The sequence below is a fragment of the Shewanella sp. P1-14-1 genome (genome assembly GCF_001401775.1).
In the GTDB taxonomy this organism is placed as follows: Bacteria; Pseudomonadota; Gammaproteobacteria; order Enterobacterales; family Shewanellaceae; genus Shewanella; species Shewanella japonica.
In genome coordinates this window covers 97,785-118,053 of sequence record NZ_LKTL01000010.1, presented here as the reverse complement: position 1 = coordinate 118,053, position 20,269 = coordinate 97,785, and the positions used below count along the sequence as shown (strand labels likewise).

Genomic DNA, 20,269 nt, shown 5'->3' with positions numbered 1-20,269 from the left:
CTGTTATTATTTTATCCCGAATTTGTCTCAAGATCGCTCAGGGTTATGTGATCATATGAGATCTAATAGCTTTATCGGCTAAGTTTATTATTAGTTTAACAATTTATTAATTATTTTAGTTTTGCTTGAGTGAGTTGTTCATTCGTTTCAGCATGCCAAAGTGTCATATATTCACCCCAGCAGCATCCTGTATCTAGTGCCTTTACATTTTCTTGGTGAGTGATTCCCATTAAAGCAGCCCAATGGCCAAATACGAGTGTATGGCTAGATTTAAGGACTGAGTCGAATTCAAACCAAGGAGTTAATTCAGAAGGTTTATCACTGATTGGCGTTTTGCAGGCAAAATCCAAGCTGCCATCAGGAAATAAATAGCGCATGCGCGTGAGTGCGTTGATGCAATATCTCAATCTAGGTAAACCTTTTGCCTTACTATCCCATAAATCAGGCGCTTCAGTGTACATTTTCGAGATAAGTGTTTTTAAATAATCATCTCGTTTTAGCGCGTCGCTGACTGCTTTTGCTTCAGCTAACAAGGTCGTTAAATCCCATTGAGGCGGCACGCCTGCGTGAGTCATGATGATGTTATGAGAAGGCAAGGTGTGAACTAAAGGTTGTTCACGCAGCCAATTAATTAACTGGCTTAAATCATCGGCATTTAGGAGTTCAGTGAGATTATCTTTGGGGTTTGCTCTTTTGATTTTACCGTGTAGCGCCAGTAAGTGAAGATCGTGATTGCCTAAGGTGATTTTAGCGCTATTATCTAATGACTTTAAATACCTGAGCGTTGCAAGCGAGTCAGGTCCTCGAGCAACGAGATCCCCAACAGCCCAGATTTCGTCTTTTGACGGGTTAAAATCGACCGCAGCAAGTAAGCGTTGAAGTTCTTTAAAGCAGCCCTGAATATCACCAACAAAATAATGTGCCATAGGATTACTGAAATATTCCTGGGACAGCGAGTCTGAATGTTGGGATCTGCGCACTAAAGCTTTGGCCTTGGTCTGTCACCATGCCATAGCTTCCTTCCATAAAACCGACAGGCGTTTCCATTACAGTACCGCTTGAATATTGATAAGCAGTATCAGGATCTATGGTTGGGGTTTCGCCTACCACGCCAGGTCCTTTCACTTCGCTTGTCTCACCGTTGGCATTAGTAATGATCCAGTGGCGATCTTTTAAGGTAACGGCAATTTCACTGAGGTTGATAATAGTGATGGTATAGCTGAATAAGTACTTTTCATCTTCTGCTGAAGATTGATCTTCGAGGTATTTTGTTTCAACTTTAATTTTGACGTTTGAGGCTACAGAGGTCATTCAACATCCTAAAAAGCAGAAGGGCATTTAACGATATAAATGCCCTTGAGGTGACTAACTTTTATCGCAAACTAAATTAGCGAGCGCAACGTATTGCTCGACGCTGATTTGTTCTGGTCGTAACGACGAGTCTATATTGAGTTGTGTAAACTCTTCGTCAGTGACCATTTGCTTTAAGTTGTTTCTTAATGTTTTACGGCGCATGTTAAACGCTGTGGTACAAACATGTCTTAATACATCGACATCTTTGCATGGGAATGGTTTTTCATCAAAAGGCAATAAACGTACTACCGCAGAATCTACTTTTGGAGCGGGTTTAAAGCTTTCAGGTGGTACTTCTAATACTGGAACAACTTTACAGAAGTACTGAGCCATAACAGTTAATCGTCCATAGGCTTTGGTGCCTGGACTGGCTGATAAACGAAGTACAACTTCTTTTTGCAGCATAAAGTGCATTGTTTCGATAATTTCAGCGAACTCGAAAAGATGAAACATCAGTGGCGTTGATATGTTGTATGGCAAGTTACCAAACACCTTGAGCTTTTTATCACCTTGCTGCAGTTGGCTAAAGTCAAAATTAAGCGCATCACCTTGATTGATGGTTAACTTATCTTTTAATACAGGGTGGTTTTCTAAACGCTCAACGAGGTCTTTATCTAACTCAACCACGGTTAAGTTATCAACGGCTTCAGCCACAGGCTCAGTTAATGCACCTAGACCAGGGCCAATTTCGACCATGACATGATCATTATCCGGAGAAATTGCGCCCACAATTCTACTGATGACGCTTTCATCAGTTAAGAAGTTCTGTCCGAAACGTTTTCTGGCCGTGTGGCCTAAATGTACTTTATTGCTCATTGGAAAATTATTTACTTACTTTTGAGGCCAATTCAATGGCTTTATTTAATGCGCAGGTAAAACTACCGCAATCTGCTTCACCTGTACCTGCAAGTTCTAATGCAGTGCCATGATCGACAGAGGTTCTGATATACGGAAGACCTAAGGTTATGTTAACCGATTTTCCAAAACCTAATGATTTAAGTACTGGAAGTCCTTGGTCGTGATACATAGCAAGAACCACATCTGCTTCTTGTAAGTATTTAGGTTGGAATAAGGTATCCGCTGGTAACGGTCCTACAATATCAATATTTTGCTCTCTCAGCTCATCTAAAGCCGGGATCATTATATCAATTTCTTCTCTTCCTAAGTGTCCATCTTCACCTGCATGTGGATTTAGTCCACATACATATATTTTAGGTGAAGCAATACCAAATTTCTGCACTAATTCGCGGTGCAAAATTTGAATAATATGATGTAAACGATCGCGCGTAATCGCTTTAGCAACATAAGCTAAAGGAATATGCGTAGTCATCAATGCCACTTGTAAGCCTGGTGCTGCAAGCATCATGACCACATCTTGGCAATTTGCTTGTAATGCAAAGAACTCTGTGTGACCACTAAACGGAATACCCGCTTGGTTAATAATGCCTTTATGTACTGGGCCTGTTACAACAGCGGCAAATTCATTACTCATGTTTTTTTCACCAGCGTAACGCAAGGTGTCAACGACATAAGCACTATTTACTTCGTCCAACTGACCACATTTAACCTCAGCAGCCAGTGTGAAAGGTGCAATGGTTAATGTGCCCGCTTCTTGAGGTTTTGGCTCAAGCGTTGGCTGATAAGGACGAAGGTTAAGCGGCAAGCCTAACATCTTAGCTCGGCTGATTAATAAATCAGGATCTGCACAAACAACTAACTCAGCAGGCCAAGCCTGCTGAGCAAGTTTTATAACGAGATCGGGGCCGATACTTGCCGGTTCACCCGGTGTTATCGCAATTCGTTGTGTCATTAAGTTAGCTTAACCTCGAATAATCTCTGGTTCAAAAACTTCAATGTAAGCTTCAGAACGCATTTCGTCTAACCAGTTCTGCAGTTCTTCATTGAACTTACGACGATAAATCAATTGGTGAGCACGATTACTATTAAACTGATCCGTTGCATCCGTTGTACGTTTTTCTTCTAACTGAGCAATGTGCCAGCCATGAGTTGTACGGAATGGTTCACTAATTTCGTTAATTTCTAAGCTATTTAATGTCTGTGCAAACTCAGGTACGTAGACAGTTGGTTCAGCCCAACCTAATTCGCCGCCTTTTGCTCCTGAACCCGGATCTTCAGAGTATTGACGAGCAAGGTCTGCAAAGTCTGCTTCACCAGAACGAATTTGAGTTAGGAAGTTTTCTAACATCGCCTTAGCACGTTCTTCTGACAAAATTGGCGAAGGCTTTAGTAGGATATGGCGAGAGCGAACTTCATTAATTTCTTGAGTTTGTAAGCCTCGAGCATCCATGATTTTAATAATATGAAAGCCTGATGCACTTTTAATTGGCCCAATAACATCACCGGTTTTTGCATCAGTGACGACTTCTGCAAATAATGTCGGCATTTCATTAATGCTCATGTAGTCCCAGATACCGCCTTCAAGTGCTTTAGGACCAGACGATGATGCAATTGCTGTGCGGCGGAAGTCTTCACCATCATTTAGACGTTTTAACACGATGTTGGCACGTTTACTTGAGGCTTCAAGTTGCTCACTTGTTGGATTGCTTGGTACTTCAATAAGAATATGACCCATTTGGAACTCAACGTCTTTAAGACCTTGTTCTTGGATCATTTTTACTAGGTTATTAATTTCTTGCGGTGATACTTGAATACGGCGTTGAACCTGAATACGTTGAATTTCACCTAGGGTGATTTCTTCACGTAGTTGCTCGCGGTATTGAGCAAAGCTCATACCTTCGCTTTCAATCTGTTGTTTCATTTGGCTAACAGATAAACCTTGTTCTTTTGCGATGTTTTCAATGGTTTGGTCTAACTGTAAATCACCAATAGATAGACCGATTCGCTCAGCCATTTGTAGCTGTAAATGCGTTAGAATAAGTCGCTCGATAACCTGTGTACGCAGTGCGTTGTCAGAAGGAAGACCTTGTCCGGCTTTTTGCGCATTAGCTTTAACCGAGGTAACCATGTGACTGATTTCGCTTTCGAGTATAATGCCTTCATTAATCTGCACAGCAACTCTGTCCAACTGAACAGGCGCCGCAACTGATACTTGGCTAACCGCCAGAGTAAATAAAGCAAAAATCATTTTCTTACAGTGTTTCATCCACAGAATCCTTGGCACTTAAATTTCTAATTATTGTTGGCGTTTCGCCAAAATAGTGTTGTTAACTTTTATTAGGACTATTTGTTTTCCACTAGGTTCAGCAATCTATCACAATTGATGGATAAATGATGGCTAATTCCTTAAGTAAAGCGGTTTACGGTAGTTAAATAACCCTTCGTTAAGCATATCTTCAACCCCTAATGGACCTGAACCGCCTAAGCCTTTAATAATAAAGTTTAGATAAACACCACTTTCAAATTCTTCACGAGCATCAACACTCGGGTTTAAATCATCATCGTAGTTGGTTTTAATACGGTAATGATAACTTAGGCGCATTGCCCAGCAACAAGATTCGTATTGCACCCCAGTATAAGTTTCAATACTACGAGATTCGTTCAAGTCGTAGTAAAAATTACCAACAAAGTAAAAGTCATCATTGATAGGCCAGGTCGTACGCATACCAAGCTGAGAAATATTCACTCTATCGTTGGTATTGGTATTTAATAAATCTGGCACGTAACGATAACTGAACTGAAGTAATTTATCATTACTTGGGCGAAAATCGAGTGTCATTTCGCTCTTCTTGGTATCACCGTTTTCAGTATCAAATTGAACTGCGCCACTAATAAACCAATCGTTATAAAGGTTGGCATCAAGCTCGGCTGCTAATACTGAGGTTGAAGGCGCTGCCTCAATATTTTCATCGGTGTAATTAATCTTACTGTCTTGGAAGAAGATAATTTGGCCTAGGCTAAACTTTAACTTCTCGATGTTAGCGTCATCAAATAGGCGTGTTGTTAATCCTAAAGTCATTTGGTTAGCATCAGCAATTCTATCTAACCCTGAATAACGTCTATCACGGAATAATCCGAAGTAATCTTCCTGGAGTTGTGCAGAATCATAGATACCAATGCCATCTTGGTTTTCATATCCTACATATAAGTATTGGAACTGAGGTTCCAGTGTTTGTTTATAATCCATTTCAAACATTTGAGTTTGACGCTCAAAGTTAACTTGGCCATGTACTCGGACTTGAGGAATAGTACGGCTAACGGAGTCATCTAGGTCACTATCATCGGCAATATCTTGCCAATATTGTGTCTGCATTAGTTTAACTTCACTGGTTAAAGAGCCTGCTGGTCCTTGAATAGGTAAGCTAATGCTTGGCTCCATATGGAAGCGGGTTGCAGTTGAATATTCGTTTTCTTTATGCTGGAAATTGGTCAATTCTGAATTAAATTTAAAGTCCAAACTGTTCCAAAAGTCATTGGTTTGGTAATTAAAATTAAGTTGCGGCATAACTTGATAAGGCACTTCATCTTCGCCCAAAACTTTAATGTCTTGCACTTTCATGCCGAAATCCCAATCTCGCTCAAAATAGCTTATTTCACCCACTCGAGATAATTGGTTGTCAGTTGAGCGGTTGACGTCAGAATTCAAATCATTGAAATAGTTGTTATCTGATACATCAGTGAAGTTGGCTTGAACACGCCAGTTGTCATTGATAGCACCTTGATGACGCCAATGGTAAAGGTAACGGTCTGGGCTGTTATCTAATTTATCGTCGTTAGCTAAGTATTCGAAGTTTAATTGACCATCTTGATTCTCACCCGCTAAATAACGGAACTCGGTTTTTGAATAAAAGCCGCGAGCTGACATATAGGTTGGGGTGAAAGTGAGGTCAAACTCAGGTGAGATATTCCAGTAATAAGGGGTACTGACTTCAACACCGTTAGTTGTACTGGTACTAAAATCTGGAAATAAAAAACCAGATTTACGCTTGTCAGAAACGGGAACGGTCATGTAAGGAATATACATCACAGGCACACCGCCAATACGCATTTTAGCTTCCCAAATTTCTCCCCACTCTTCAGTGCTATCAATGCGAATTTCTTTGGCTTCTAATAGCCAAGATTCATCGCCAACAGGGCAGGTAGTGAAATTGGTATTGGTTAACTCTAAGTTATTTTGCTCGGTAATGTTGAGTTGCTCTGCATCACCGTGAATTTGTTGGCCGTGCAACCAATATTTAGCGCCTTTCAAGGTTGCGCTATTGGTAACCATTTGGGCATTTAATGAATCAGCGGTAACGGTAAACAGTTCGTCCGAAAAAATGAGATTGCCGTTGGCATCTAATTTTTCGTTTCGTTGATCAAGAATCGCTTCGTCTGCACTGATGTGTCTTGAACCTTGACTAAAACTCACATTACCGGAGAAGTGGGCTTTGTCACCCATAGCAGCTTCAGAGCGATCAGAAATGATGACAATATCTTCAGGAGATAAATTAGTCAGTTGTTGACGATCATCAACAGAACTAGAAACAGGCGGTTGAATCACACATTGAAGTTGAACCGTTTCTGTTTCAGAAGGTTCTTGCGCCGAGACTAGGTTTGGTAACAGGCTTAGTGCCAGAAAATAGCGGATCTGCATTTTAATTAATGATTATGAATTCTTAGTCTAGACAAAATGAATCGAAAAAAAGCCGCAGCTAAACAAGTTATCTTTAGCTGTTTCCAAGTGTTATGTTGGCTATAATAAAGCAATTTTCCCATAAGAGCCATTGAGATGACTTTATCTGATACAAGATTTATTTTACTTAGGAAGTGGTTAAGTCAATATTTTAAGACAGAAGTCGAGATAGAGCTAATCTGTGGAGACGCAAGTTTTCGCCGTTATTTTAGAGTTAAACATTTAGCAAAGTCTTATATAGTCTCAGATTCACCGATCGAGCTTGTGCCAATACAACCTTTTATTGATATGGCAATTTCGTATCAAAATGTCGGATTAGTTGTACCTGAAATTATTGCTCAAGATAATGTGTCAGGATTTGTTTTGCAGTCTGATTTAGGTGATGAGCAGCTAATTAATCAGTTAAATCTGCAAACAGTTAAGCCGCTTTATACTCAAGCACTCGAATTACTACCACAAATTGCACAAGTCAAAGCTACCGCCTCAGGTGAGCTGCCTTTATATGATCGTCAATTTGTTGAACGTGAATTAGCGATTTTTAGTGAATGGCTGTTAGGAACACATCTGAAATTAACTTTATCAGACCATGATAAGCAAATTATCTCACACGCATTTAGTGTGCTGATAGAAAATGCTATCGCTCAGCCACATGTCGGCATGCATCGAGATTATCATAGCCGCAATATTTTACTGGTGGATAAGCAACTCGGTGTGATTGATTTTCAAGATGCAGTGATAGGCCCTGTGACTTATGATGCCGTGTCTCTTTTACGGGATTGCTATATCAAATGGCCAAAAGACATCGTTGATGAGTTAAAGCAATCTCATTTTCGTCTTTGTCAGCAGCATCAGTTCATTGATGAGTCTGTGTCATTTGAGCAGTATGAGTCTTGGTTTGATTTAATGGGATTACAACGCCATATCAAAGCCGCAGGTATTTTTGCAAGGTTACATCACCGAGATGCAAAACCAGGTTATTTAAAAGATATTCCGTTAACACTCACTTATATCGTCGAGGTCTCGGCGCTTTATCCTCAGCTAGAAGAGTTTGGCTTATGGGTTAAAGAGCGAGTGATCCCTCTGATATCAAAGTAAAGAAATCAGTAGCGAATTAATAAGTTATCTATTTTGTTGGAGATAGAATGAAAGCAATGATTTTAGCTGCTGGCCGTGGTGAGAGATTACGACCTTTAACTGACACATTACCTAAACCAATGGTAAAGGCGGCTGGAAAAGCATTAATTGAGTACCATTTAGACAAATTAGCTCAAGCAGGATTTCAAGACGTTATTATTAATCATGCTTGGCTTGGGCATAAGCTTGTCGACAGTTTAGGCGACGGAAGTCGATGGGGCATAACGATTAAATACAGTGCCGAGCAAACAGCTCTGGAAACGGCAGGTGGTATTAAGCAGGCATTGCCTCTTATCGGTCATGAGCCGTTTTTTGTTATTAATGGTGATATTTATATCGATAAGTTACCTGATATAACGCAGGCAATAGATGTGATGGCGTCAAATTCAGCATTAGATGCTTTTTTGTGGTTAGTGGATAATCCTACGCATAATCCTAGCGGGGATTTTGCTATAATAGACAATATGCTAGCTGAAAGTGAACAGGACAAATTAACCTATTCAGGTATGGGAATTTATCACCCTAAGATGTTCACAGAACTAACAGCGGGTAAAAGTGGTTTAGGACCATTGTTAAGGCAAAAACTAGCGAGTGAAACATTGGCGGCGAGCCACTTTCAATCCTATTGGTGTGATGTCGGTACAATCGAGCGATTAACACAGTTAACACATTATATTGAGAATCAATAAATTCATTACATGGTGAGCTCATGTTTACCATGATTAATTAGCAGGAAATTCAATGCGCATTTGGGGTAAGTTTTTTGGGTTTGTCATTGGATTTATGGCGGGCAAATTTTTTGGCGCTTTAATCGGTTTATGGCTGGGGCATGCTTTTGATAAACGAGCAGGGTTGGCCGATTTAGTGCGCAAAGGACATGAGAGGCAAGCTCAATTTTTTAACACTACATTTATGGTGATGGGTCATGTTGCTAAAGCATCTGGACACGTAACCGATGTGGATATTCGCATTGCTACTATGCTGATGGACCAAATGAAGCTCACCGGTGATGCGAGGCGTGATGCACAAGCGGCCTTCAGAGCTGGTCGAGATGCACAATTTGATTTGGTTAAAACCTTGCAAGAATTTCGAGCTATGGCGCAAGGCCGTCGTGAAATTCTACAAATGTTTTTAGAAATACAAATTCAAACAGCGCTTTCAGATGGTGAATTACATAGTAAAGAAAAACAAATTTTATCCACAGTTGCCAAAGAGTTAGGTTTGGGGCAAGCTCACTTAGACGCACTACTTAGTCGTTGGCAAGCTGAGTTTCATCATCACCAATCTGGCAAAGGCAACAATATGCAGTTGGATGATGCGTATTCTTTACTGGGTAAGCAAGAGTCCTCCAGTGACCAAGAGATTAAACGTGCTTATCGTAAATTAATGAATGAACATCACCCTGATAAGTTACTTGCAAAAGGCTTACCTGAAGAAATGATGGAGCTTGCTAAATCTAAAGCCCAAGATATTCAATCTGCGTATGAAACGGTTAAAGCGTCAAGAGGGATGCGTTAGTATTCGATTAATGCGGTATTTACCGTGTTTTGCTTATGACATTGGTTGTTGTACATGGAGTTACACATGAAATTACGTTCTTTTATTTGCGCGCTATCTTTATCCGCTGCGGCTTTGCCTGCAAGTGCCGAGATATATGTATCACCTTTTGGCGGCTACAGTTTTGGTACATCTGAATTTGATATTTCAGAAGTGAGTACCGATGAAACTGGCAAACTGAAAATATCAGAATCAGAGCACTATGGTGTCATGATAGGTACAACCACAAAAGATCCTGGCAATATCTACTTCCTTTATAGTACACAAGCGACAGATGTTAGAAGTGGCGCATTTAGTGATGAAATTTTTAATGAACTGGATGTCGATTATTTCCATTTAGGTGGCAGTCTATATTTCCCTAATGGCAAATTTAAACCTTATGTCACTGCCACTGTCGGTGCAACTCATCTTAGACCAAGCGGTAACTACTCATCTGAAACGCGATTTTCAATGGGATTTGGTGGCGGCGCAGCATTTGAAATAACTCCACAAGTTGCTTTATTTGCTGATGTGAGAGGTTATGCCACCTTTATAAATTCCGATAACACCTTCCTTTGTGGTCCTAATGAATGTCTTTGGCATATTTCGGGAGATGTTATGTGGCAAGGGCAAGCGAATGTGGGTTTAGAGGTTAGATTCTAAAAACGCTTTTTAGCACGGTTAAATTCAAGCACTGTAAATTATAGGTGGGTGAGCGAGTATGAAAATTGTAGTGCTTGATGGTTATACGCTTAACCCAGGCGACCTAAGTTGGGATGCGCTTTCACAGTTCGGGGATATAGAGGTGTTTGAGCACACTGAACATGATCAAATCATTTCTCGAAGTCGTGATGCCGATATAATACTAACCAATAAAGCCGTTATAACGAACAAGGTTATTGAGCATTGCCCAAAGCTTAAATATATCGGTGTGACGGCAACAGGAACCAATGTCGTTGATATGACTGCGGCCAGTTCCCGTAATATCGTTGTGACGAATGTGCCAGCATACGGTCCTGATGCAGTTGCGCAAATGGTGTTTGCTCTTATTTTGCAGCATAGTCAGCAAGTGTCTTTGCATGATGAGGCGGTTAAGCAAGGTCAATGGTCGAATGCGAGAGATTTTTGTTTTACCTTATCACCATTAATGTCACTAAAAGGCAAAACCATTGGCATTGTGGGTTATGGGGATATTGGTCAACAGGTTGCTACATTGGCCTTAGCATTCAATATGAACGTCATTATTACTAGTGGCTCAAAGAAAACCAATTTACCTCTTAATGTAAGTTGGCAGCCCTTAGAGGTATTACTGACTCAAGCTGATATTGTTTCATTGCATTGCCCGCTAAATGAGACGACAGATAAACTCATTAACAGTCAGAGTTTAGGTTTGTTAAAACCTGGTGCGTTATTAGTCAACACAGCTAGAGGCGGATTGATTGATGAGGATGCACTGGCATTAGCGCTAAATCAGCATAAGTTATTTGCCGCTGTGGATGTGCTTTCGACTGAACCCCCAGCAAAAGATAACCCCTTGTTATCAGCTAACAATATTGTCATTACTCCGCATATTGCTTGGGCGACGATAGAAGCAAGACAAAACCTGTTAACAATAGCGGCTAATAACATAGAGCAATTTTTACAGGGCAAGCCTTGTCATCAAGTTAACTAGACTTTGCAGGATAAATTAACACAGTCTGCAAAATGTAGTGATAACCAACAATCATAAAAAAAGCCTAACAACAGATGTTAGGCTTTTTTAATTTTAAAGCTAACGCCACTTAGTTAATGCCACTAAGCTAACGTCACTTAGTTAATGCCAGTAAGCTCAATGTCGGCAAGAGAGAGGCCATAAATCGTCAAGCCCTAGGTAATCACGTTTACTTTTGCAGCTGCTCGTTTAGCTTTAGCTATTGCTAAATCAATCTCGGTATCTCTAGCTAATGCAACGCCTAATCTTCTGCGGCCGTCGATATCTGGCTTACCAAATAACTTAACTTGAGTATCTGGCTCAACTAATGCGTTGGCAACGCCTTGGTAGCGAATATTATCTGAGCTACCTTCAGCTAAAATGACTGCAGAAGCACTCGAACCATGTTGCTTAATTTGCGTAATAGGTAAGCCCAAAATCGCACGTACATGTAGCGCAAATTCTGATTCATCTTGGCTAATTAACGTCACCAGTCCGGTATCGTGTGGACGAGGAGATACTTCTGAAAAATACACATCATCGCCTTTAATGAATAATTCAACGCCAAATAAGCCGAAACCGCCTAATGCCTTGACTACCGCTTGGCCGATTTCTTGCGATTTTGCTAATGCAATGGCTGACATGGCTTGCGGTTGCCATGATTCACGGTAATCGCCGTCTTCTTGTCGATGACCAATTGGGGCACAATAATGAATACCGTTGACTGCACTGATGGTGAGTAAGGTAATTTCATAGTCAAAATCCACAAAGCCCTCGACAATGACGCGCCCACCGCCTGCACGGCCGCCTTCTTGAGCATATTGCCAAGCTTGTTCAATTTGCTGTGCTGATTTGATCACACTTTGGCCTTTGCCTGATGAACTCATGACGGGTTTTACCACGCAAGGCAAGCCAATATCTTCAATTGCTGTAGTAAATTCAGCTAAGGTATCGCAAAAATAATAAGGTGAAGTCGGGATACCTAAGGTTTCAGCTGCTAAACGTCTGATCCCTTCTCGATCCATCGTCAGCTGCGTTGCTTTGGCTGTAGGGATGATATTAATACCAGTGGCTTCAAGTTCCACTAAAGCTTGAGTAGCAATAGCTTCAATTTCTGGAATGACTAGATGAGGCTTTTCTAGCTCAATGACAGCTTTTAACGCCGCTTCATCCAACATATTTACCACATGACTTCGGTGTGCCACTTGCATGGCTGGTGCGTTAGGGTAACGGTCTACACCAATCACTTCTATTCCGTATCGTTGTAGCTCAATTGCTACCTCTTTGCCTAGTTCACCACATCCTAGCAGCATAGCTTTAATCGCACCTTCAGTACCGGCAGTACCAAAATCTAATGGGGTCTTCGCGTTCATTGTTTTACCTTCTAGGAAACCTGTAGGGAGTTTGCTGCAGAATGTTAACTTGTATTCAAACTTGATTGATTAGCAAAGCCTATAAATGTGTAAAAGATCACGTGAAAAGAGTTATTTTTTTAACGAATAAACAGTGTTTTATAGTTATTTTATTGATATTCATGTGTTATCTTGAGGTTGTATTTGTGTTGCGCTGATTGGTTGCGAATTGGTGAGGTTAACTTAAAACAATACTGGTTGGTTTTCTGGCTATGAGTCGATAGGAGAGTCATATGTTTTTGGATTATTTTGCATTAGGGCTGCTGTTTTTTGTAGCGCTAGTGATTTTTTACGGTGTGATTGCAATTCATGATATTCCCTATGAAATTGCCAAGAAACGTAATCACCCTCAGCAGGATGCATTGCATATAGCGGGTTGGGTGAGTCTTTTTACCATGCATGCTATTTGGCCATTTTTATGGATTTGGGCAACCTTGTATCGTGAAGATAGAGGCTGGGGATTTAGTAATGGTAAAAAGCGAGAGTTAATTCTTGAAGGTGAGGTACGCGAATTAATGGAAAAGGTTGAAGATTTAAATCAGCGCTTAGCCTCTATTGAGACGCCAAAAACTGACAAGGTTTCAGAAAACACGCCAGAACAACAACCTAAGCAAGAGGTGTAATCATGGATCTACTACTGATTTTAACTTACACCGCGTTTTGTGTAGCAATATTCAAGATATTTAAGATCCCATTAACCAAATGGACAGTACCGACAGCAGTATTAGGCGGTATTGTGTTAATTGGTACACTGCTTATCTTAATGAACTATAACCATCCTTATACTCGTTTTGCACGTGAGTACTTTGTATCTATTCCAATCAACCCTGCTGTGCGTGGATTAGTGGTTGAAGTGAATGTGAAGCCTAATATTCCAGTGAAGAAAGGCGATGTTTTATTTAAAATAGACCCGACACCATTTATTGCTGCGGTTAAACAAAAGCAAGCTGCACTAGAAGATGCTAAGCAAGCAGTACCGCAATTAAAAGCATCTTGGGATAGTGCTATTGCTCGTGTAACTCAAGCTGAAGCTAATCGCGATAGAGCGAAATCAGCTTTTGAACGTTATGATGAAGGTAAGCGAAAAGGTGGTAAAAACTCGCCATTCTCAGAAATTGAACTAGATAACAAACGTCAGTCATATTTATCTGCTGAAGCACAGTTTAAAGCCGCTGAAGCGGAAGAAATTCGCTATCGATTGGCTTATCAATCCAATATTGATGGGGTGAATACCGATGTTGCGGTTATTCAAGCGCAACTAGAAGAGGCGCAATTTAATTTAGACAGTACAGAGGTACGTGCACCCGTTGACGGCGTTGTGACGCAAATGGCCCTTCGTCCTGGTGTAATGGCAGTGCCTATTCCCCTTAGACCTGCGATGACGTTTATACCTGATGAAGATAGATACTTTGCTGGTGCGTTTTGGCAAAACTCATTATTACGTCTTAAAGAGGGTGATGAAGCTGAAATTATTTTAGATGCAATGCCAGGGGTTGTTCATAAAGGCCGAGTAGCTAAGGTGTTACCAGCCATGGCTGAAGGTGAGTTACAGTTTGGCGGGGCACTTAGGTCTTCTAATCAATTGTTCCAGCGTGGTCGTGCTCTGGTATTGATTGAGCTTGACGATGAAAATGAATTGCTTAGAACATTACCTGCGGGTGTCGCTGGGCAATCGGCCATTTATACTGAGCATTTCACTCATGTATCGATTATTCGTAAAGTATTACTGCGTATGCAAGGTTGGTTGAACTACTTGTTTGCTGAAGGTCATTAACCGCTATTTTTCTGATACTGACGATAGTAGTAGTCAATCATGGCAATAGTAAATGGCAATAGTAAATAGTGACGATAATGAAACCAGCGCCATAATGAATAAGCACAATAATGGATAGTCACGAGATAACCTTATAGCAGTAAAATAAAAGTCCGCACTATGCGGACTTTTTTGTTATTGATTAAGTACCTTGAAGTTGTTTTAACACTTTGGCTGCTTAGTTAACCTTAGGGCTAGGGGGGAATAAGGCCAGTATATTGGTGATGGTTTTACTGGTTTCTACGACTTTCTCGTCGCCGCCTGATTCAAAATCAAACTCATCTGTTCCACGCCAGATAAGGCGGTTCTCTTTTGCATCGATGATGTCTACTTGAATAACTTGGATTTTCGCACTGTCACTACCGATTGGGATCCCCATACTGGTGCCTACACCGACACCTCCGTGGCTCCCACTGGTGCCAGTACCTAAACCAATCGATAACCCAGAGCTTTTAGGTTTATCTTTGGTTAAAAAGCCATAACTAACAGTAAAATCGCTATTTTCTTGTTGTTCAACAAAGCCCTTAGCTGTGAGAGTAGAAAGAATATTTGCCCGAATGCGTTCAGCGCTTAGTGGATCGCCTTGATCTGGCGTATCAATGAAATGGAACGTTTTCAGATCAGAGAAATCATACTTGGTATCATAATCAGACTGAACAGTGGTGCTTTGGCAAGCCCCAAGACACAGTAGCATGGTAAATAACATCATATATCGATAAAACATAAACTCTCCATTAATTCGAATGTTTCAGACTGCAACTCATGCTTTAATGAAATGTTTTAAGCACAATGTAGTTATTAATTTAACGGCAGTTTGTTCATAAACTTACTGTTAGCTTAATGCAAATTCAGTGCTTTAACCAATGTTAGCGATGGCATGCTACTGATTAATTGATGAATAATTGTTTAGTTATATGGCAATCTGCTTATTTAATGCTAAGTTAGAATGATTATTGTGCAATACGAAAGAGGTTATGGAGCAACTCAGTTTTCTGTCGGTACCCAGTCCGTGTATAGGTGTGTGTCAAACAGATGCGCGCGGATATTGTGTGGGCTGCTTAAGAAACCGAGATGAACGTTTTAACTGGCTTCATTTTAGTGATGCGAAAAAGCACAATATTATTCGCTTATGTTTACAGCGTAAACGTCGTAGGCAATATGCAAAATATAAAGCCCATCAAATAGCGGTAAAACAGCAGCAAGCCGAAGTTAACCCTCAATTTGATTTTGATGAAAAGCCAGATGATGACCTTGATTTTGGGGATTTTTCGTTAGATTAAACTCGTTGAGGTGTTTGATTTACCTTGGCCATATTAACGTAAAAGTCGTGGCCTTGTGGTCACTTTCTAACTTCACTTGTCCTTTATGGCGCTGCATTATTCGTTTAATAATCGCTAAGCCTAATCCGTGTCCTTTATTGCCTTTATGTTGAGATTTACTGCGATAAAATGGCTCAAACAGTTTAGGCTGATCTTCTTCTGGTATAGCTTCACCATCATTGACTACCGCTAAATAGACTTGCCTTTCATCATAGCTTAGATAGATATGAATATCGGTGTTGGCGTATCGTTGTGCGTTTGTCACTAGGTTCTGAATCGCTCGCTCGACAAGCGATGTTTCCGCCATAATACCCATGTTATTCATAGAGTGATGAAAGTGAATAGGTTTCTCATTCAATGGCTGCAGGCGGCTGACGAGCTCCTCTGTAAGACTCACTAGCTCGCATTTTTCTAATGTCGGCTCTAGTTGAACCTCAAGGCTTGCATAGGTTAATAGCTCTTGCAGTAAGGTTTCCATTTCTTTTATGTCTAACTGCATTTCATCTAGAAAAGCTTGTCTGCGCTCTGCATCACTTTTAGGAAGGCAGTATTGAGGTAGAAGCGCTAAAGCAAACTTTAATCTCGCTAAAGGGGTTCTTATCTCGTGCGATACAGCATTGGATAGGTGTTTCTGGTTCTCAATTAAGTCACTGATATGTTTTGCCATATCATTGAATGTATTGGCCAGTGGTGCAACCTGTGAACCTGCATTAAGTTCGATGCGAGTGTTCCACTTGGCCTCACCAAAGTTTTGGGTCGCTTTTTTTAATGTTTTAAGGTCTTTTGATAAAGGCCAAACCCAAATTAGCGCAACAAATGCGAGTAATAAATAAAAGAAAATGGTGAACAAGTTTCTAAGCTGACCTCTTGGGTCAACATCCACTGGCCCTGCCATCAGGACTTGATCGCCTACAGCAATGAATTGCAGTTCATGATCTTTATCTGCTGTGGTGGTAATGATTTGATTGTCAGAGAACACCACTTCAGCACTGAGTGCTATTTCATGTTTTTCAAATAGTTGTAAGGGGTATGGGTATTTTTCGATGATCGCTTCTAGCTGCTGTTGTCGATCAGCTTTAGGTTGTTGCGCCAATAGAAGGGCAAAAGCAATTAAAGGCGAGTCTATGTTGTCGTGTTCGTCGACTTGTTGTTGCCAGAGGCTATCTAAAGTCCAGCCTATACCTAAAAAGCTTAAGCTTAATAATAGGTATAGGCTGATGAAGAGTCTTTTCAAAGTCTTCTATAACTCGATTAGTTATTCCACGCTTCCGGCGCGAATAAATAACCTTGTCCCCAAACAGTTTTAATTCTGAATGGTGTCTCAATACTGTCGCCTAGCTTTTTACGCAAACGCGAAATACGGACATCGATTTTTCTATCTTTACCATCAAAGTCAATATTAAGCAGGTATTGGTAAATATATTGACGACTCAACACTTGGCCCGCTTGTGAGGCTAATAACCATAATAACTCAAACTCATGGCTAGTTAGATCTACTTCCGTATTCCCCAAGCGAATAGCTTGAGTATGAGGATCAATACTTAATTTACCAAAACTTAAACAGTGTGACTCAGGTTTTGAAGGTTGTGCCTGACGGCGAAGTAAGTTATTGATTCTAGCTACTAATAAACTAGGGTCAACAGGCTTAACTACGTAGTCGTCAGCACCCAATTCTAATCCTTTGATTTGATCTTCAGGTGAGCCTAATGCGCTCATTAATAAAATTGGACCTGCAAAATAGTCAGGTAATTTTTCACAAAGGCTTAATCCATCAAGTCCAGGTAGCATGATATCCAGTAAAATAATATCAGGCTTGTAACTAATTAATCGTGTTAGAACGGTATCGCCACGTCGCTCAACTTCAACGTGCATATCGTGTGACTTTAAATAGTCCACAATCAAATTGGCAAGACGAATATCATCTTCAACCAATAAAACTCTATGAGTTGATGGGGGGGTTGCCATTAAAATAAACTCCAAGGGTTTCGGTAACGTCGTCGAATTTTGGGTTCAGACGTTTTTGTGACTTTTAGGATTACTTCCGCCAGTTCATTATTATTGCTTTTATTTATTAAGACAAAATGAATATCTTCATTTGTACTTACTGATATTTGCAACGAGTGTTCATCAGTTGAATCACTACACCAGCGAGCAATAGGTTGGTAATTTGACTGGATACAAACCAATTGTTCGTTTTCGACCTGCCAATTTAGCTCAATGTCAATTTCACAAATACTATCATTTGCATCAATAAGACATAAACGAGGCGTAGCCGAAAGCTGTGCTTGCCCGATAAGCGTATCAGCTTTGGCAAAGAAAGCACTAAAAATCAGTATTAATATACCGAAAAGGTGATAGACCTTATGTTCTTTGAGGAACAAGGTTAGAACCTATATGCAGCTCCTGCAAAATAGGAGTTGGAGTAATCTTCATTTATTATTGGGCTGTCTATAATTTCATCTGCAAGTAGAGCATGGCGCAAAGCTAATAATAAGTCCCAACGCTCTGATATACGGTATCGCGTTGTTAATTCTATTGCTTTATTCCAGCCAGAACTTGGTTGGTATTGTTCACTCCAGTATGCATTTTCACTGGGGCGAATACCATAGTAATAATCAATGACTTCAGCGCTTTTCCATTCAGTTTCTAGAGTGAGATCAAAACGCCAATCACTCACAGCTAAAGAATAGTTCCAGCTAATATTTACTTCTTGCCCGTTATGGACATTCAGTAAGTCATGAGCGGCTGCGATTTTCAGCACGCCAAACTGGCCATACCAAAATAATTCAGCACCACCATATACGGTGAAGTTTCGACTTTCAAGTTCATTTAAAACAACGGGTTGCTCAACACTCTGTACTCCAAACCCTCCAATATTAGGTAGAGAAGAAACTGGGTCAGTATTAGCAGATTGAGGAAGAAAGATATTAGAAGGATCCCAGCGATAAAAAAAAGCGCGTTCATCGCTATAGCTTGTTGCTAAGTTGATGGTAAAGGTTTCTTGCTCTGTTAGGGTATAGCCAAAATTAAAGTTGTCAAAAAACCAGCTTTCACCATAGTAAGCTATTGATGGTATTACATATAATGGAATATCGTCGTAATTGGCAATAGGATTAGTTTTATTGCCATAGCCAACTGCAACACTAATATCCCATTCACCTACAACAACGCAATCACCGTCAAGTTGACAAGGTTCATCCGCAATGGCAGGAAAAAGAATAAATTGTGATACAAATAAGGCAAAAAATAATCGATACATTAAAAACAAACAACCTATATTTATCAATTAAACCGATGAATAGGTGCCACTTTAACACCTATTTAATCAATGAAAAATTTGTTTAATTGATTTGATACAAACTGATACTTATGTTTGCTTGGTGTTGTTTAGGTTGTGCATTGGTTTGTTTTTGGCTATATCAATGTTTTTACAGGTTAAATGTTTTCTTTTGTCTTATCTGTTTTTGCTAGCTGACGTTGGCGTTGATAGCCCATTTCAATCAGTTGAGCATTGATGCAATCAGATACAAACTGTTGCCTTTCGTTTTTATCCACTTGTTCTTCTGTTGCTGTTGTTTCACAGGCGACAGTAAGTGAATTAACAATATCAATTGGCGCTTGCGTATTATTGGCTAAACTGGCTGAACTCACTATGAGTGATAATGAAATGAATGTATAAAAAGCTGGCTTTTTCATGTGTTGTCCTTTGAGAACTTATTATTGGTTTAAGGCCACTGTGACATCTTTTTTCATGGTTAACTCATTAAAATGTGGACAAATAATGTGAAGTATTTATCCACTTAAATTTACTAATGACTTAACCTCGTTACGCTCATAGGTAGCCTTGTACGTTATTTAGTCAGCTTAAAATGGTTTTAGTTCAGTTTTAGATTAATAAACGCTATGGCAGCATCATTTAAGCAACGCTTAGAAATGTAATGCTTTAATGATTGAGTGGTTAATAAGAAGCCTTCATCGGTCTCTTTAGCACGACAGATATCTGTCCAAGGAAGAAGGTGATCAATATAGTTAGATTTAGAATGTATTCCCTGCTCATTAATCGTAATAGTAACGGGGTTGTTGGCCGACTTACTGATCATTTGTCTCATTAGCCACCATGCGCGATTAAAGCGAACCTGTAATGCTTCAACACCACCTAAACCAATAAAAAAGTAGGCAAGATAAGGTGTCACATCGGTGAATGTCATTAAAAATCCTGCAACAGTAAAAGCGATCGCTTTGAGATACCGTTTGGGACTTAAGTTAACTTCGACAGATTGGTCGTAGGTTTCTTCAAAATGAGATTTATCAAGGATATATTCTTTAATGTAACTGAAACCGACGGTATTGGTGTCATCGGTTTCAGCAACATTATTAATAGTACTGGCTTCAGTTTGATTATGACTTTCAGACATATAA

At 40.1% G+C, this 20,269-nt stretch carries 22 protein-coding genes; 8 read left to right on the top strand and 14 right to left on the bottom strand.

Annotated features, from left to right (window positions below; genetic code table 11):
- Positions 1-110 precede the first annotated feature (110 nt).
- The 6 genes from AN944_RS09260 to lptD all read right to left on the bottom strand — a co-directional run bounded on the left by AN944_RS09260 (position 111) and on the right by lptD (position 6,907).
- Positions 111-926 (bottom strand): symmetrical bis(5'-nucleosyl)-tetraphosphatase, encoded by an 816-nt coding sequence (locus tag AN944_RS09260; protein WP_055024321.1) that lies wholly within the window; start codon positions 924-926, stop codon positions 111-113.
- A gap of 4 nt (positions 927-930) precedes the next feature.
- Positions 931-1,311, bottom strand: coding sequence for a Co2+/Mg2+ efflux protein ApaG (gene apaG / locus AN944_RS09255; protein WP_055024320.1), 381 nt, complete (start codon positions 1,309-1,311; stop codon positions 931-933).
- A gap of 54 nt (positions 1,312-1,365) precedes the next feature.
- The gene (gene rsmA, locus AN944_RS09250) at positions 1,366-2,169 is read right to left on the bottom strand and encodes a 16S rRNA (adenine(1518)-N(6)/adenine(1519)-N(6))-dimethyltransferase RsmA (protein ID WP_055024319.1); all 804 of its coding nucleotides are present in this window, start codon (positions 2,167-2,169) and stop codon (positions 1,366-1,368) included.
- 7 nt (positions 2,170-2,176) lie between these two features.
- Complete coding sequence (gene pdxA / locus AN944_RS09245) at positions 2,177-3,163, bottom strand: 4-hydroxythreonine-4-phosphate dehydrogenase PdxA (protein WP_055024318.1); 987 nt, start codon at positions 3,161-3,163, stop codon at positions 2,177-2,179.
- Positions 3,164-3,172: 9 nt separating this feature from the next.
- Complete coding sequence (gene surA, locus AN944_RS09240) at positions 3,173-4,477, bottom strand: peptidylprolyl isomerase SurA (protein WP_055024317.1); 1,305 nt, start codon at positions 4,475-4,477, stop codon at positions 3,173-3,175.
- Between the two features lie 132 nt (positions 4,478-4,609).
- On the bottom strand, positions 4,610-6,907 hold the full coding sequence (lptD, locus tag AN944_RS09235) for an LPS assembly protein LptD (RefSeq protein ID WP_055024316.1): 2,298 nt from the start codon (positions 6,905-6,907) through the stop codon (positions 4,610-4,612).
- Between the two features lie 135 nt (positions 6,908-7,042).
- On the opposite strand from lptD, the gene AN944_RS09230 reads away from it, so the two are divergent.
- The 5 genes from AN944_RS09230 (at position 7,043) to AN944_RS09210 (ending at position 11,288) form a co-directional block, all read left to right on the top strand.
- Positions 7,043-8,041, top strand: coding sequence for an aminoglycoside phosphotransferase family protein (locus AN944_RS09230; RefSeq protein WP_055024315.1), 999 nt, complete (start codon positions 7,043-7,045; stop codon positions 8,039-8,041).
- A 47-nt stretch (positions 8,042-8,088) separates the two neighbouring features.
- Positions 8,089-8,769 carry an N-acetylmuramate alpha-1-phosphate uridylyltransferase MurU gene (gene murU, locus AN944_RS09225; protein WP_055024314.1) on the top strand — a complete coding sequence of 227 codons (681 nt, stop codon included), beginning with the start codon at positions 8,089-8,091 and terminating at the stop codon, positions 8,767-8,769.
- A gap of 52 nt (positions 8,770-8,821) precedes the next feature.
- Positions 8,822-9,598, top strand: coding sequence for a co-chaperone DjlA (gene djlA, locus AN944_RS09220; RefSeq protein WP_055024313.1), 777 nt, complete (start codon positions 8,822-8,824; stop codon positions 9,596-9,598).
- Between the two features lie 66 nt (positions 9,599-9,664).
- Positions 9,665-10,279: an outer membrane beta-barrel protein gene (locus AN944_RS09215; protein ID WP_055024312.1), complete on the top strand. Its 615-nt coding sequence runs from the start codon at positions 9,665-9,667 to the stop codon at positions 10,277-10,279.
- 58 nt (positions 10,280-10,337) lie between these two features.
- Positions 10,338-11,288 (top strand): D-2-hydroxyacid dehydrogenase, encoded by a 951-nt coding sequence (locus tag AN944_RS09210; protein WP_055024311.1) that lies wholly within the window; start codon positions 10,338-10,340, stop codon positions 11,286-11,288.
- A 194-nt stretch (positions 11,289-11,482) separates the two neighbouring features.
- Here the strand turns inward: AN944_RS09210 and purT are convergent, their stop codons facing one another.
- The gene (purT, locus tag AN944_RS09205; RefSeq protein WP_055024310.1) at positions 11,483-12,679 is read right to left on the bottom strand and encodes a formate-dependent phosphoribosylglycinamide formyltransferase; all 1,197 of its coding nucleotides are present in this window, start codon (positions 12,677-12,679) and stop codon (positions 11,483-11,485) included.
- A 272-nt stretch (positions 12,680-12,951) separates the two neighbouring features.
- Between purT and AN944_RS09200 the strand changes: the two genes are divergently transcribed.
- Entirely contained in the window at positions 12,952-13,341 is a 390-nt protein-coding gene (locus AN944_RS09200; RefSeq protein WP_055024309.1) for a DUF3302 domain-containing protein, read from the top strand.
- A gap of 2 nt (positions 13,342-13,343) precedes the next feature.
- On the top strand, positions 13,344-14,492 hold the full coding sequence (locus tag AN944_RS09195; RefSeq protein ID WP_055024308.1) for an HlyD family secretion protein: 1,149 nt from the start codon (positions 13,344-13,346) through the stop codon (positions 14,490-14,492).
- A 217-nt stretch (positions 14,493-14,709) separates the two neighbouring features.
- Here AN944_RS09195 and AN944_RS09190 read toward each other — a convergent pair whose 3' ends face one another.
- Positions 14,710-15,255 carry a DUF4136 domain-containing protein gene (locus AN944_RS09190; protein ID WP_055024307.1) on the bottom strand — a complete coding sequence of 182 codons (546 nt, stop codon included), beginning with the start codon at positions 15,253-15,255 and terminating at the stop codon, positions 14,710-14,712.
- A gap of 250 nt (positions 15,256-15,505) precedes the next feature.
- On the opposite strand from AN944_RS09190, the gene AN944_RS09185 reads away from it, so the two are divergent.
- Complete coding sequence (locus AN944_RS09185; protein WP_055024306.1) at positions 15,506-15,811, top strand: DUF1289 domain-containing protein; 306 nt, start codon at positions 15,506-15,508, stop codon at positions 15,809-15,811.
- A 19-nt stretch (positions 15,812-15,830) separates the two neighbouring features.
- Here the strand turns inward: AN944_RS09185 and AN944_RS09180 are convergent, their stop codons facing one another.
- From AN944_RS09180 to AN944_RS09155, 6 genes are all read right to left on the bottom strand, one after another.
- Entirely contained in the window at positions 15,831-17,084 is a 1,254-nt protein-coding gene (locus tag AN944_RS09180; protein ID WP_055024305.1) for an ATP-binding protein, read from the bottom strand.
- Between the two features lie 17 nt (positions 17,085-17,101).
- Positions 17,102-17,815, bottom strand: coding sequence for a winged helix-turn-helix domain-containing protein (locus tag AN944_RS09175; RefSeq protein WP_055024304.1), 714 nt, complete (start codon positions 17,813-17,815; stop codon positions 17,102-17,104).
- Positions 17,815-18,231 carry a DUF3019 domain-containing protein gene (locus AN944_RS09170; protein ID WP_055024303.1) on the bottom strand — a complete coding sequence of 139 codons (417 nt, stop codon included), beginning with the start codon at positions 18,229-18,231 and terminating at the stop codon, positions 17,815-17,817. Before AN944_RS09170 ends, AN944_RS09175 begins: the two co-directional genes overlap by 1 nt.
- A 2-nt stretch (positions 18,232-18,233) precedes the next feature.
- A complete protein-coding gene (locus AN944_RS09165) occupies positions 18,234-19,109 on the bottom strand; it encodes a MipA/OmpV family protein (RefSeq protein ID WP_055024302.1) in 876 nt (291 codons plus the stop codon).
- Between the two features lie 176 nt (positions 19,110-19,285).
- Complete coding sequence (locus AN944_RS09160; protein WP_055024301.1) at positions 19,286-19,546, bottom strand: hypothetical protein; 261 nt, start codon at positions 19,544-19,546, stop codon at positions 19,286-19,288.
- 179 nt (positions 19,547-19,725) lie between these two features.
- Positions 19,726-20,265 carry a YcxB family protein gene (locus tag AN944_RS09155; protein WP_082419967.1) on the bottom strand — a complete coding sequence of 180 codons (540 nt, stop codon included), beginning with the start codon at positions 20,263-20,265 and terminating at the stop codon, positions 19,726-19,728.
- Positions 20,266-20,269 lie beyond the last annotated feature (4 nt).